At 38.8% G+C, this 14,905-nt stretch carries 13 protein-coding genes; 5 read left to right on the forward strand and 8 right to left on the reverse strand.

Annotation, left to right across the window (positions count from 1 at the left end):
- Positions 1-22: 22 nt before the first annotated feature.
- The 4 genes from AC27IF_RS14585 to AC27IF_RS14600 all read right to left on the reverse strand — a co-directional run bounded on the left by AC27IF_RS14585 (position 23) and on the right by AC27IF_RS14600 (position 4,037).
- On the reverse strand, positions 23-757 hold the full coding sequence (locus tag AC27IF_RS14585) for a FadR/GntR family transcriptional regulator (RefSeq protein ID WP_487055073.1): 735 nt from the start codon (positions 755-757) through the stop codon (positions 23-25).
- A gap of 158 nt (positions 758-915) precedes the next feature.
- Positions 916-1,554, reverse strand: coding sequence for a 2-dehydro-3-deoxy-6-phosphogalactonate aldolase (locus AC27IF_RS14590; protein WP_487055074.1), 639 nt, complete (start codon positions 1,552-1,554; stop codon positions 916-918).
- The gene (locus AC27IF_RS14595; RefSeq protein WP_487055075.1) at positions 1,547-2,458 is read right to left on the reverse strand and encodes a 2-dehydro-3-deoxygalactonokinase; all 912 of its coding nucleotides are present in this window, start codon (positions 2,456-2,458) and stop codon (positions 1,547-1,549) included. Before AC27IF_RS14595 ends, AC27IF_RS14590 begins: the two co-directional genes overlap by 8 nt.
- 10 nt (positions 2,459-2,468) lie before the next feature.
- Positions 2,469-4,037, reverse strand: a complete 1,569-nt coding sequence (locus AC27IF_RS14600) for an MFS transporter (protein ID WP_487055076.1) — start codon at positions 4,035-4,037, stop codon at positions 2,469-2,471.
- Between the two features lie 568 nt (positions 4,038-4,605).
- Here AC27IF_RS14600 and AC27IF_RS14605 point away from each other — a divergent pair.
- The 4 genes from AC27IF_RS14605 to AC27IF_RS14620 all read left to right on the forward strand — a co-directional run bounded on the left by AC27IF_RS14605 (position 4,606) and on the right by AC27IF_RS14620 (position 10,471).
- The gene (locus AC27IF_RS14605) at positions 4,606-6,585 is read left to right on the forward strand and encodes a glycoside hydrolase family 127 protein (protein WP_487055077.1); all 1,980 of its coding nucleotides are present in this window, start codon (positions 4,606-4,608) and stop codon (positions 6,583-6,585) included.
- A gap of 166 nt (positions 6,586-6,751) precedes the next feature.
- Positions 6,752-7,219 carry a (2Fe-2S)-binding protein gene (locus AC27IF_RS14610; RefSeq protein ID WP_487055078.1) on the forward strand — a complete coding sequence of 156 codons (468 nt, stop codon included), beginning with the start codon at positions 6,752-6,754 and terminating at the stop codon, positions 7,217-7,219.
- Position 7,220: 1 nt separating this feature from the next.
- Positions 7,221-9,398, forward strand: a complete 2,178-nt coding sequence (locus AC27IF_RS14615) for a xanthine dehydrogenase family protein molybdopterin-binding subunit (RefSeq protein WP_487055079.1) — start codon at positions 7,221-7,223, stop codon at positions 9,396-9,398.
- A gap of 14 nt (positions 9,399-9,412) precedes the next feature.
- A complete protein-coding gene (locus AC27IF_RS14620; RefSeq protein ID WP_487055080.1) occupies positions 9,413-10,471 on the forward strand; it encodes an XdhC family protein in 1,059 nt (352 codons plus the stop codon).
- A 104-nt stretch (positions 10,472-10,575) separates the two neighbouring features.
- On the opposite strand, the gene AC27IF_RS14625 is transcribed toward AC27IF_RS14620, so the two are convergent.
- From AC27IF_RS14625 to AC27IF_RS14635, 3 genes are all read right to left on the reverse strand, one after another.
- On the reverse strand, positions 10,576-10,839 hold the full coding sequence (locus tag AC27IF_RS14625; RefSeq protein WP_487055081.1) for a superinfection immunity protein: 264 nt from the start codon (positions 10,837-10,839) through the stop codon (positions 10,576-10,578).
- Entirely contained in the window at positions 10,840-11,625 is a 786-nt protein-coding gene (locus AC27IF_RS14630; protein ID WP_487055082.1) for a MerR family transcriptional regulator, read from the reverse strand.
- A gap of 235 nt (positions 11,626-11,860) precedes the next feature.
- A complete protein-coding gene (locus AC27IF_RS14635; RefSeq protein WP_487055083.1) occupies positions 11,861-12,640 on the reverse strand; it encodes a ThuA domain-containing protein in 780 nt (259 codons plus the stop codon).
- A 308-nt stretch (positions 12,641-12,948) separates the two neighbouring features.
- Here AC27IF_RS14635 and AC27IF_RS14640 point away from each other — a divergent pair, with 308 nt between their 5' ends.
- Positions 12,949-14,130: an alkane 1-monooxygenase gene (locus tag AC27IF_RS14640; RefSeq protein ID WP_487055084.1), complete on the forward strand. Its 1,182-nt coding sequence runs from the start codon at positions 12,949-12,951 to the stop codon at positions 14,128-14,130.
- 16 nt (positions 14,131-14,146) lie between these two features.
- Here AC27IF_RS14640 and AC27IF_RS14645 read toward each other — a convergent pair whose 3' ends face one another.
- Positions 14,147-14,818 (reverse strand): alpha/beta hydrolase, encoded by a 672-nt coding sequence (locus AC27IF_RS14645; RefSeq protein WP_487055085.1) that lies wholly within the window; start codon positions 14,816-14,818, stop codon positions 14,147-14,149.
- Between the last annotated feature and the right edge of the window lie 87 nt (positions 14,819-14,905).

The following is a 14,905-nucleotide window of genomic DNA, read 5'->3' on the forward strand; positions in this document are numbered from 1 at the left end:
CCGTATAAACTTTATCAAGACATTATAAATCTAAATTTTCTTTTAAACGTCTGATTGCATCATTGAGAAGCTTTTCAGTTAACTTCTCTGCAAGATCACCATCGCCATTAGCCACTGCATTACATACTTCGCGATGAAAAGGTACTGAATCGGTATTTTTGCGAGGATCTTGGTTGGTAATACGAACACTAACTAATAACGCAGAGTAAATCACTCCTTCCATCGCTGTTAAAAACTCATTATGAGCCGCTCTTAACATAGCTTTATGAAATAAGGCATCAGCGACAATAAATTTTTCGATAGAGCCAGTTTCTTCTTCCATGCGTTTACATGCTTCATTGAGCTCTTTTATATCTTCTTTGGTTGCTCTTTCAGCAGCCCAACGTGCAGCTTTCGGCTCAAAGGCTAATCGGATATCCATTAACTGATTGATAAACTCAGGTTTTGGCGTAGCAGTTATATGCCAGGCTAATACATCGTCATCAAGTAATATCCATTCGTTTCTTGGTCTTACTTTAGTACCAATACCGCGACGAACGTCAAGTAGCCCCTTACCGACTAATATTTTTACCGCGTCTCGAATAACCACTCGGCTAACTTGAAAGCGATCTGCTAAAGCATTTTCATCATCTATTAACGAGCCGGGTTCAAAGGTACCGGCAACAACACGACGACCTAGCTCTCTAGCAACTTGCACAGATAAAGTGGGTGTCATTTTTGTAGCACGTTTTAAATCGTAATATACTAATTCGCTCATAAGCTTGAAGAATTCTTTCCATTAATAATGTTTGAGTTACAAAGACCGTTAAACATGTAACCTTTATGTTGTTAATACTATAGCATTTTAGAAGAACATAACAGTTACAATGTTAACGTTATTTATAAATGTTAAAACGCTAAGTATAAGTTACTAAGCTATTTATTTAATTTACACTGTTGGTATGTTTCAATGAACTTTTTAGCTATTAAGGAAATTTCAGTTAATGTCATCGTTGGTTTAAATAAAGCTGATCCTAAACCAAAACCAGATGCCCCAATATTTATATAAGGAGTCATGGACGCTTCTGTTGGGTCAATACCACCGACAGGAAACCATAATGCTCCTTGTGGTAATACTGAATGCAAAGCTTTAACCCCTTCTTCTCCAATAGACGATACCGGAAATAATTTCAAACCTGTTGCGCCTGCCCTAAGTGCGGTAAATGCTTCAGAGGGAGTAACAACGCCAGGAAACGTTGCGCAGCCCGCATCTACAGCCATAGCGATCACTTGTTCATTAACATTGGGCGTAACCATTAAATTAGCTCCAGTATTAATGACTTGCTGAGCAAGCTCTGTATTAGTTACTGTACCCGCACCAATTAGATAATCTTGACCAAATTTTTCCACGAGTAAACGAATACTTTCAATAGCATTAGGACTATTTAGTGGTACTTCAATCATGGTAAAACCGGCTTCAATTAATACTTCGGTAACCGCCACACATCGCTCAGGTGTTACACCACGTATAATAGCGATTAAGGGTAAATGTTCGTTTATATCAAATTTATTCATTGTTATCTAATTCCTTGATTAATGATGACATACCAGAAAGAAAACACTGATTTCCGTCATATATTTCTGCGTTAACACCTAAAGATTGAGCGGCGAGTTTGTATTTTTTACTTAATGATTCGGCGCCAACAATAGATAAGGAATGACAAGTTTTAATACTTTTCAATTCAAAACCAATTAATAATCCTGATAAATACTCTGGAATTTGTGCGGTACTTAATTGATCAAATAATCTGTGGGTCCAAGCTAGAAAAATACGATTTGTAAACTCACCATCCTGCGCATCGTTTACCCCACGCAAAAATGCGGATTCATCTTCAATGCTCTCTGTAGGAAGATCTTTTCCTAATAAGCTGTGCTTAGTTAAAACAGCGAACATCTCCCCCGTTAAATAACTTGAGAACGCGCTGATTCTCCCATCATTAATTTGTACATGTTTACTATGAGTGCCGGGAAAAATAGCGGTTAAATGGGCTTGCTGTACTAATTTAGCCAAACCAAAAACTTGTACTTCTTCACCGCGCATAACATCATATTTATCCGTTTCATATTGATAACTTACCCCTGGAACAATATACGCTTTCGCCCCCCAAGGAAGTGTAAACGCATGTAAATTTCCCACTAAATCAGTAGCTAACGCCGGTGCTTTAACATAATCAACATTAACCCAACCTTTAAGTGAGCCAACCATACCTGCCATATACACAGGTAAATGAGTAAAGGCTGGCAACCAATCGGATAAAGCATGCTCTAAAGCTTGTGCAAACTGGCCATCTTTAATTTGTAATAAACCAAATGGCAAACTTTTTGTGTCTAATAATTGGTGTTCTTTAGACATGGCAAAAGCCCGAAAATTAGTCGTGCCCCAATCAATAATAAGATGGTGGCATTGTGCTGTGTTCATTTTATATTTCCTACGCTTTTACAAGCTCAAATTCTAACGCTTCAATGGTTTTTCCTTTAGTTTCAGGTAAAGCAAACCACATAATGACTAATCCCGTTAAACCTAAGCCGGCATAAATTAAAAATATGGTGGCAACACCTAAATTATCTAACTGCCATGGGAAGAATTGCTGAATTGACCAAGAAGAAATAGTTTGTACTAATGCCGCAAATGGCAAAGCAACACTGCGCACACTATTTGGGAATACTTCGGAGAATATCACCCACATAATCGGCCCAATAGACAGGTTAAATGCTGCTAAAAAGGCAAAGATACCAAATAAAACTAATGAAGCATTAACATCTTTGATGGTGGCATTAATGATCACCCCACTCACCAGTGGTAAATCCTTATTGCTAAATTGCTCCGCTAGCGATTTTTTAAGGGCCACATCACTGTTAAATTTCTTACCAATTAATGGCGCTATTAATGCAATATCAATACCTTGCTTGCTAAATTGTTCTTTAATATCAACCACAGCCTGCTCATCAAACTCATAGTTTGCTTGGCTAAAGCCAAGCCAAGTTGAGCCATGCGCTAGCACCACAAGACTTAAGCCGGCAATAGTTAAAACACGACGTCCTAATTTTTCCACAAACGCAATGGCGATAAACGTTGCTAATAAACCAACAACACCGGTTGCAATAGTTTGTAAAAAAGTATCTTCAACACTCATGCCCACTTGTTCAAAAACCATAGGAGCAAAAAAGAGGACCGCGTTCATACCAGTAGCACCTTGAACAATGGCATAGCTAACAGCAATGAATAATACAAATCGCATACGAGAGCTAAATAGCGCTTTAATTTGTCCTAAGGTATCTAATTTATTATCACTTTTAATACTGTGCTTTACTTCCTCCGCTAGCGTAGTTATTTGCGTTTTAGGCGCTATCAATTCAAAGACTTCTTTAGCTTGTGCTTCTTTGTTTTTCATCATCAACCAGCGAGGTGATTCAGGAATTTTCAATAGCAGGACGACCCAGATAAAGTTGGCAATAAGTTCAGCTCCCAACATAACGCGCCATACATTAGTGCTATCAATCCAGCTTATGCTATCCATTGATTTTATTAAAAAATAATTTATAACAAACGCCAGCAATAAACCTAAACCAATCATAAACTGATTAATTGATACAAATTTCCCACGCTTTTCCGCTGGGGAAATTTCGCCAATATACATGGCAGAAACCGTAATGGATGCAAAGGCGACACCGCCAATGAAGCGGCCAACAATAAGCATTTCATAATTCACCGCTAGTGCGGAGATAATCGATGATAATGAATAAGTTAAACCAATACCCAGCAGTACTTTTGAACGACCAAACTTTTCACATAATGTGCCAGTAAAAAACAACGCGACAATAACACCCAATAGCGCACAACCCACAACGGTTCCCTGTTGAATGCTATCAAGTTCAAATAACGAACTAACAAAACGGATAGCACCAGAAATGTTTGCGGCGTCAAGGCCAAAGACAAAACCACCAAAAGCGGCAATGAGAGAAAACTGTGTCACATTTTTATCTGGACTTTTTTCCATAATTTAAAAAAACCTATATACATAAGATGATATTAAACATATTATGTTTAAACTTACTTAAACTCAATAGTAAAATTAGAAAATTTTACATAATAGAAATTTGGGATGCAGAAAGTGGCCACTAAATAGTTAATTTTGTTCGCGCTATTTAGTCGTGTATCTCAAGTAGTGTTTTAGCAAGCCCAATTCAGCGAAGTTATTTGCTGATTTAGCAGACTATTACCGCACGCCAGATGCTTTTGAAAGCCGTCTAATTTTATCGTGTGCTAATTTGGTCAATTAAAGTTTAAAGGTGGATATTGGGCATTACCTTAGCAATGACCGAGCTAATCGAAGTTTAGAACAACTAAAAGAGCTTCATAGTGTTCGACAATAAATTAGTTCTTTCAAGTTTCAATTTAATAGCTACGAGGGACAATTATAAAGGTGCATCCGGGAAGCACTTTAATTTGTCTATCACCGATTTAAAGTAAGTAAAACACCAGTAATATAGACAGTAGTTAACAGGCTTTTGACTAAAATGTTTAAAGCATTGTTATAGTAAAGAGTAACAACGAGGTACAGTTTAATGACTCCTAATCAAAATAAAGCAATCTTGGCAAATTCACAAAGCCCGTTTGTAAAATTAAAAGCCGTTGAGTTTGGCGATTGCCAATGGACATCAGGTTTTTGGGCAGAGAAAACTCAAAAAGCTATTGATGTGATGGTCCCTTATATGGGCGATGTATTGTGTGGCGATATCGGCCACGCCTTAAATAATTTCAAAATTGCCGCGGGCCTTAAAAAAGGTGAACATAAGGGTATGTTCTGGCATGACGGAGACTTCTATAAATTTATGGAAGCGAAAATTTATGCCTATGCGTTATCAAAAGACGAAGGGGTATTAATTGAGCTAGATGAATATATTAATATCCTTGCTAAAGCGCAAGAGCCAGACGGTTACTTACAAACACAAATTCAATTAAACCCTGAAGCCGATCGTTACGAAAACCGTAAATATCATGAAATGTACAACACAGGTCATTTATTTATTAGTGCTTGTGCGCATTTTCGTTTAACCGGCAAGCGTAATTTCCTTGAAATAGCTATAAAGCATGCCGAGCTGCTTTATACGATTTTCTTTCCGGATACCAAACATTATCGTCGATTTGGTTTTAACCAAACACAAATTATGGGCTTAGTTGAACTGTATCGCACCATCAAAGATGAAAAGTATCTTAAACTTGCGCAAAAATTTATTGATAGGCGTGGTACTTATGAAATTGAGCATGACTCTACCACTGTCGGATATCCTATTGGTGATATGGTGCAAGAGCGTACGCCACTAAGAGAAGAAACAGAGCCAGTTGGCCATGCCGTGTTAGCATTATATTATTACGCGGGTGCTGCGGATGTGTATGCAGAAACAGGTGAAAAAGCCTTAATAACAGCCCTTGATCGTTTATGGGAAAGTGTAACGAATAAGAAAATGTATGCAACGGGTGCTGTTGGTCAAGCTCACTATGGTGCTTCTGTTAATCAAGACACTATTGAAGAAGGTTTTATTGATGATTATATGATGCCAAACCTAACCGCTTATAACGAAACCTGTGCAAACTTATGTAATGCCATGTTCAGCTTCAGAATGTTAGGTATTCATGGTCAAGCAAAATATGCCGATATTATTGAGTTAGTCATGCATAACAGTGGCTTATCAGGCATTAGTGTTGAAGGTAAAGATTACTTTTATGCTAACCCGCTAAGAATGATCCATAACACCCGTAATTATGACGCACACGATGATGTTACTGAAACCCCCGACCGTCAAGGCTATTTAGACTGTTTTTGTTGCCCACCAAACCTTGTTCGTACTATTTCAAACTTATCTGGCTGGGCGTACAGCCTTGCAGATAATGGTGTTTACGTTAATTTATATGGTAGTAATAACCTGGCAACCCAGATGACAGATGGCTCTGTGATTAAATTGTCACAAGATACCGACTACCCATGGAAAGGCTTAGTTAAACTCACCGTTGATGCTTGTAAATCTGAAGCATTTGAGATTGCACTACGTGTACCAGGCTGGGCTAAAAGCGCCACCATTAGCATCAACGGTGAACAAGCTGATGTTGAAGTGATACCTGAAACTTATGCCATCATCAAGCGCAACTGGCAAGCAGGCGATACTATTGTTATCGATATTCCAATGGAAGCGACCTTCATAGAAGGCCACCCGAGAATTGAAGAAGTTAGAAACCAAGTGGCAGTTAAACGTGGTCCATTGGTTTATTGTGTTGAGTCTCCTGACTTACCTGAAAACTCAGAAATATTAGATGTCTATATCTCTGGTGACACACCTTTAACAGCCAATCACCAATCAACGCTTTTAGGCGGTATTACAACGATAGACGCTGAGCTAAAAATCAGAACCGATAAGCCGACACAAATGTATAACACAGTGAGTAAACCTTCTTGGCAGAACGTTACCACACAGTTAGTACCTTACTTTGCATGGAGTAACCGAGGCACAGCTGAAATGACGGTATTTATGCCGATTGTTTGGAAGTAAGCTAAAAACTTGCTTAACTGCTCTTAGTTAAGCCTTATTAGCAACATAAGGCTTAACTAAAATATAGAAGAATTAAATGTAAGAAATTGTTTATTTCTCAATTTTACTTTTGTTTAAATAATTGTAATCGGCTAACCTGTTAACACATTCAATGAGAGAGCAACTTATGAATAAATCAATAATAATCAATGGTAAGAAACACGAAATTGATGTCGATGGAGACATGCCACTACTCTGGTTCCTACGTGATAGATTAGAATTCACAGGCACAAAGTTTGGTTGTGGTAGCGGTTTATGTGGTGCCTGTACAGTACATGTTAATGGCCAAGCTATGCGCTCATGTGTGACTCCCGTTAGTAGCCTCGCAGATCAAAAGATAACGACTATTGAAGGTTTATCTGAAAATGGCGACCATCCCCTACAAAAAGCATGGCTAAATAATAACGTACCACAATGTGGTTATTGTCAAGCTGGCCAAATAATGAATGCTGCAAGCCTATTAGCCACTAATGCCTCTCCAAGCGATGAAGACATTGATAATGCAATGCAAGGAAACATTTGTCGCTGTGGAACCTATCAACGCATCAAAAAGGCTATTTCAGAAGCCGCTGATACTTTAGCGAAGGAGGTTTAATATGAGTATTTCAACTGTTAGTCGTCGTAACTTCCTAAAAGGTGCTGGTGTTGCCACCGGCGGATTAGTCATTAGTGTCGCTCTGCCAACGAATGTACTTGCTCAAAAAGGTATCATGCAAGACAGCAATACTGAGCTTAATGCGTTTATTCACCTTACAGAAAATGGTGATACCGTTATTTATTGTGGCCGTTGTGAAATGGGCCAAGGCATAAGTACTGCCCTACCTGCTGCTGTTGCTGATGAAATGGAAGCTGATTGGCAACGTGTTAGTGTCAAACAAGGTGATGCCGACGAAAAATATGGCCCGCAAGGCACTGGCGGCTCAGCCAGTATTCGTGTGATGTATGAGCCTATGCGTGAAGCGGGAGCAAAAGCAAAGGCGATGTTAATTACCGCCGCCGCAAAAGTATGGAAAACATCGCCTGATAACTGCTATGCCAAAGCACACTTTGTTATTAATAAAACCAATCAACAAAAGCTAGGTTTTGGCGAATTAGTTAGTATTGCTAAAAATAGCCCTGTGCCTGAAAGCGTTACCTTGAAAAAGAAAAGTGACTTTAACTATATTGGCACTAAATTAGCGCGACACGATCAAGATGAAGTCGTCGTTGGTAAGCGTATTTACGGTGTTGATACTAAACTTCCAGGCTTACAGTATGCTGCGATAGTACATTGCCCTGTGCTTGGCGGAAAATTAAAAAGCCTAGATAAAGCTGACGCCATGAAAGTTAAAGGGGTAAGCGATATTATCGAAATTCCTCGCTTCAATGTACCATTTGGCTCTATAGGTGGCGTTGCTGTTGTCGCTGATAACAGTTGGACTGCACAACAGGCAGTAAAAAAATTAAAAGTTGAGTGGGATTTAGGAAAGAACGCAACTTATAACACCAAAGAGTATAAGCAGCAGCTGGTTGAAAATGTTGAAAAGCCAGCGACATTAGCCTCCGAGCGAGGCGATATAGAGACTGCATTTAAAGAAGCTACTCATAAAATCAAAGCCACCTATACCGGTGGTCATCTTTCACATGCACCAATGGAGCCTAATGCCAGTGTGGTTTGGGTACAGAAAGACTCTTGTGAAGTATGGGCGTCCACCCAAAGCCCTGCTGATATCCAAAAAGTTTTAGGACAATATTTAAAACGAGAGCCGACAGATATAGTGGTTCATGTGGCTATGGCCGGTGGTGCGTTTGGTCGTAAATTCAAATGTGATTATGTTCATGAAGCTGCGGTTATCTCGCAACAAACGGGAACACCTATCCAGCTAATTTGGTCACGTGAAGAAGATATGCGAACAGGTTATTACCACTCAATTAACGCTCAGCATTTGGAAGCATCCATGGATGAGCAAGGTAATGTTACAGGCTGGCTGCACAGAGCGGCGTTTCCATCAATTGGCACCTTATTTAACCCATCACTTGTTAGAACCCCTGCGAATAACTTAGATGATGTTACCAATCATTTATTCGGCGTTGATAATATGCGCGTTGAGTCAGGTGATGCTATCGCTCATACCCGTATAGGTTGGTACCGAGCCGTTTATGCCATTTTTTATGGGTTTGCTTTTAGCTCTTTTGCTGATGAGTTAGCAGATAAAGCAGGGAAAGATCACTTAAGCTTTGTTAATCAACTTTTTGACAATAATAGTAATAAAGAGCAACAAACAGAAATTAAGCGAGCTAAAGACGTTTTAGCGTTAGCGGCGCAAAAGTCTGGTTGGCATGATCGAGCTAGCTTACCTAAAAATCAAGGTATTGGTTTAGCCGTGCATTATAGTTTCCAAAGTTTTGTTGCTATGGCTGTACATGTGGAAGTTAATGGTGATGATATTAAGGTACTGAATGTCGACAGTGCGATAGATTGTGGCCAAGTACTTAATATTGACGGCGCAACAGCGCAAATGGAAGGTGCTGTGGTTATGGGGATGTCATTGGCTTTAAGTACCGAGATCTCCTTTAAAAATGGCGCGGTGGTAAACTCTAACTTTCATGATTATCCTGTGATGCGTATCACGGATATGCCAAATGTTCGAGTACACATTACAGACTCTGATATAAGCCCAACCGGCTTAGGTGAGCCCGGCGTTGCACCTTTCGCTCCTGCGTTAAGTAATGCCGTGTTTGCTGCCTCTGGTAAGCGATATCGAGATTTACCTTTTAAACCATTATTTACTTAAATAATTATATGAGTATGAGTAATCACCTGTCACACTTATTAACTAAGTGGTATCCCAATAAAGATAAGTGTGACTGGGTATTAGCCACGATTTATAATACCCAAGGCCCCTGCTATCGAAAATCTGGGGCTATGATGCTTTTTAGTAGTTTAGGCGAACAACTGGGCATGTTAAGTGGCGGGTGTTTAGAGTCTGATATTGGCACAAATGCACGTAAAGTCATGCAAACAGGCAAATCAGTTTCACTTTGCTATGACGGCTCAGATGAAGATGATTTATCTTTTCATTTAGGCATAGGCTGTGGCGGTACTGTTTACATTATGCTGCAACTCGTCAATGCTGAAAATGACTACTTATCACTCACGGAAGTCTTTGATGCCTTAAAGCAACGTAAATCTGGATACTACTATCAAACGGTAGTTACTGATAAATCTGATGACTCTCCTGCTGAAAAACAAGCTTACTTTCAAGCTGAAAGTATTGATGATATTGCTAAAGTCGCATCAATTTCTTATCGCTCTACTAATAATTCAGAAAACAGCTCAGAAACGCTTCCACAAAAGCAAATACTCGCAACCCCAATTATACCAGAGCCTCATCTACTGGTAGTGGGTGGCGGTCTTGACGCACGTCCTTTAGTGAATATGGCTAAACAACTAGGTTGGCGAGTATCTCTGTGGGACCCTCGTCCTGCCAATGGCCGAAAAGAGTATTTCTCTGCTGTCGATAATATTATTTTAGGAGAGGCTAATGTCATAACCGACTTTGCCATTGAAGAAGATGTCAATGCCGCGGTATTAATGAGTCATAATATTATTATTGACGCTAAAGCCTTACATGCACTATCAAACACTCCTATTCACTATCTTGCCTTATTGGGTCCGCAACATAGGCGAGAGCAAGTTATCAATGAAGCTGGCATTCAAGCAAGTGATTTACCCTTTAAATTTGCCGGCCCCTCAGGCTTAGATATTGGTGGTACGCTTCCAGAAAGTATTGCTTTATCAATACTCAGTGAATGTCACGCGAGTTTATTTAACAAAAAGGCACAGTCAATAAGTCAGGTTTTATAACCAGACTTTTAAGACTTAGCTGACATTTTAAGAGCTTAAGTCACATGATTAAGATAATAACAAGTGTCATTAGTTTAGTAGTGACACTTGTTGTTCAGCTTAAATTAAGAAATCTTACTATTCTCTGCCTCAGAATTATTCCCGTACTTAGCAACAGCTTTACCACTAATTGCCCATACCATAACCCCTGACCACGCTATAAGCGATAAACCGGCTGGAATACAGGCCAATAAAATTAACTTAAAGTGTTTGCGATTAAATAGTAACGCCAACAAGGCGGGAAGAAACCAAATTATAAAAACTGCCACTAACACAAGAGCTATAAACGCATAGTTCTCACTCATCATGATTTGATCTATATATTCCATTTACTTAACTCCTTTTAAGTTTTGCTCTGCATAATATATCATCGCAGCTCTAGCATGCTCGGCATAACCTTCGCCATAATGTTCACACAGCTCTTTCATTTCGGTCATATCAACACTGTTAGCCATATTTACATAGTTATCGTAATCAAGACGGGTAAAGTCGTCTTTTAATAAACTTAAAGTATGACTAGTAGTTTTATAATGTTGATGAGTTAACTCTTGCACTAATTGGCTTTCTACCGGTTGCCCTATGGTTTGTGCAAACGCTTTGGTGATCTTAAGACCTTCCTCATGCAGCTCTTGGGTTTCCTCTTCTGATAATTTTGCAAAAACTTGCACACTTTCTTGAAGTTTATCTTCCCCTAATCGCGAGCGAGTCATCTGATCCCAGCGCTCTACTTTATCTTTAGGGATATCTTGGAAGAAGATATCTACATTTTTCTTCGCTTGTAAATTGCTCATAGTCGCCTCAATACTGTTAATCATTAATGATATGGATTGTTGACGCTCTTCTAACATCACCTTTTGCTCTGCTAATGCTTGATGTAAATCTTGATTTTCAGCACTGAGTAAATCCTTAATAGCCTCAATGCTAAAATCCAACGCACGATAGATTAATATTTGTTGCAAAGTAATTAAGTGCTTTTGATTATAAGTTCGGTAGCCATTTTCCGCTTGGCGCATGGGTACTAACAAGCCCTTATGATCATAATAATGTAATGTCTTTACACTAACGCCTGCTAACTTACTTAACTGGCTAACACTATATATTTTGGCATCAGCCATATTTTTCTACCTTGTGAAGTGATGATGTCGGTAACGTCTTTCTACATTATTGATGTTCAACTATGACCTAAGGTAAGGGTCAAGCTGTAGTTTGACATTTTTGTGAATTAAATGGGCTAAAGTTGCCTGATTGGCGATAAAACAAAAGTGAGCCAGGTATTCAACTAAACATTTTAACTTTAAATATCAACTTGTTAGAAGGCTCACTATACATTTTATCATTTGAAGAATTATTTTATTGAGCTTTACTAATCCCCTTCCCTGTTGCCGCCCAATAAATGCCACCATAAAGGTGTGATAAAAACACCGGCTGTTGATAGTTACTGCCCATATGCCCTAAAGCAGTATAAAAAGAACGACCTCCGTCATATTCTTGATACCAAGCAATAGGATGGAAATCTCCCATTCCTTGACCTTTTACCGTTCCCCAATCTGCCTCAGGTGAATAAGTGTTTTCATCTACCGATAAAATATATTGCAGTTTATCGCTGTGCTCATCACTAAATTGATAGTATTCATCTGTCCATAAAAACTGTTTAGGCATAAGCTCTGTGCCGGGGAAGTTAGCATTTTCAACGGTAATTTTAGCGGTTTGTATGGTGGGGTGAATGACAAAAGTTCTGCCGACTAATCCCTTGTACCATGGCCAATCATATTCAGTATCGGATGCAGAATGTATACCAACAAAGCCTTTACCCTGTTTGATAAACGCTTTAAATGCTTGCTGTTGCTCTTCATTTAAAATATCTCCTGTGGTTAATAAAAATATCACTACATCATATTTGGCTAAATTTTCCTTATTGAAATGCTTGGCATCTTCGTGCCAGTCAACATCAAAAAAATGCGTTTTAGCAAGATCTCGTATTGCGGTCACTCCTTCTAATACACTCTCATGATGCCAACCAGATGTTTTGGTAAACAATAACGCACGAAATTGTTTAGCGGTAACCGCTGAGCTATTAATCAATAACATCATGGCTAATGTTATTGCGCAAAATAAGCTTATTTTTCTCATAAAGATCCTGTTATATATGGTTAGCTTTTGAATAGTTTATCGACAAAATATACAGCTTTAGCAATAAAGACGATTAAAGTAATTAATGGTTAACACTTGAAACTTAAGAAAAATCTTCAACGCTGTGATAAATAAGTTATCAATTTCATGGCATTGATTCCAGCTATTTAATAAAAATTTTGAAAAGGTTATGAATAAATTTTGATGGGGCAATTTAGATTCTTAATGTACACTTTTAAAAGTAAGGAAAAGCAATAACCTATTTGGGGATTTGTTAAAAGAATAACCATGCTCACTTGGAGAGTTTAATGGACAAAGCAGGTACTTTTATTGCCAATGACGGCACAAGTTATACTGATAAAAAGCGCTATTATTGGTGGTTTTCGTTACTGCTACCCGTTATAGCCGTAGCGGGCCCGTTTTTATACCAAACTTACCAGCAAGAATTTTTTCTTTGGTTGTTTTTTATTGTGGTCTACAGCTTGTTCCCATTAATTGATTATTTGATGGGAGAAGATACGAGTAACCCACCAGAATCGGTAATTAAAGCACTTGAAGCGGATCCTTTTTATTCAAGAGTGATACGTTTAAATGTTCCCGTTGTAATAGCTGCATTTATTTATTGTGCTTGGTTTGTCGCTAATTATAATCTCAGTTACTCAGGCTATTTAGCCGTTGCTTTGTTAGCCGGTAGTATCGGTGGTCATGGTTTGAATATCGGGCATGAGTTAGGTCACAAGCGTAAGAAAATAGATATATGGCTGGCTAAAATAGTTTTAGCGCCAGCAGCCTACGGACATTTTTTTATAGAGCACAACCGAGGCCATCATAAACATGTCGCGACACCTGAAGATCCTGCCTCGTCTAAAATGGGGGAAAGTATCTATCGGTTCGCATTGAGGGAATTACCAGGTGCAATTATACGAGCTCATAAAATAGAAATACTACGTCTTCACAAAGCAGGTAAATCCCCTTGGTCAATCGAGAATGAGTTTTTACAAGCAATGTTAATGACAATAGGACTATTTATTGGTTTAGTGCTTTGGTTAGGATTCTCAGTGATCCCTTATTTAATCATTTGCGCTTTTTGGTCTATGTGGCAATTGACCTCAGCTAATTATATTGAGCATTATGGTCTTCTAAGGGAAAAGCTCGCCAGCGGTCGTTATGAGCGCCCACAACCGCATCATAGTTGGAATAGTAATCATATTTTCTCAAATTGGGCACTGTTCCACCTGCAGCGACATTCAGACCACCATGCAAACGCCACACGTAGCTACCAATCTCTTCGACATTTTGATGAACTACCAACCCTACCCAGTGGCTACTTTGGCATGTATGGTCTTGCCTACCTACCCTGGCTTTGGTTTAAAGTTATGGATAAAAGATTATTGGCCGTAACAGGTGGTGAGCTAAGTAAAATCAATATGCTTGAGTCAAAACGTCAGCAGCTAATTGAAAAATACCATAGCGATTTAAAAGCCGAGTAATAGTCTTAAATTATGATTACTCGTGTTTATTCTTTTTAAGCCATTCTTTTACTGGTACTAACCATTGAGGCATGGGGCGATAAAAAGCACCATGTTCTTTCCCTGTACTGATTGAGATTTCCTTAAACGATTTTACCTGCTTACTACGATCAATTAAAAATTGGCAAGAGCCAACACCATCAGAGGTTTCATATATTGAAAGTACTTGGCCAAATACTGTTAATTGAGGGTTAGCTTTCACAAACTTAGAGCACCCTGCCAATATCACAAAGTTAACTTTATCGTTGGCTAAATAATTTGATGTTAAAACCGTGATAGCCCCGCCGCGAGAAAAACCAATAAAAGTAATATTTTGAGCTTTCACTCCCTGCGCCATCAATTTCTTCGCATCTTCAGTTAATTTTTTCGCGAACTCTCTTGGATTTGTATCTTTAGGTCGGTGATAAGCAATAACATTATAACTTTCATCGGCAAGTGCCTTTTTAATATTAGGAAATTCATAGGTCCCCCATCTAGGGTTAACAGGCCTGGGGTTATCTCCTTCTACGATATAGCCATGAGAATAAAACACATATTGCTCATTGGCATTAATGTTATTTGGGAACGTTTCAAAAAGAGTATTTGCAATGCAGCTTGATGAAAGTAACAAGCCAGTAAAAGTTGCTAAGAGCGTTTTAATAATAGTCACCGATAGTGGGAAGTTAAAAAGGCATGGTTAAGGCGCAAACATCATAGCTAATAGGTTAAAGCCAAACAAGTTCAGAGTATATGGGTG

This window comes from Colwellia sp. KS18-150, assembly GCF_057551365.1.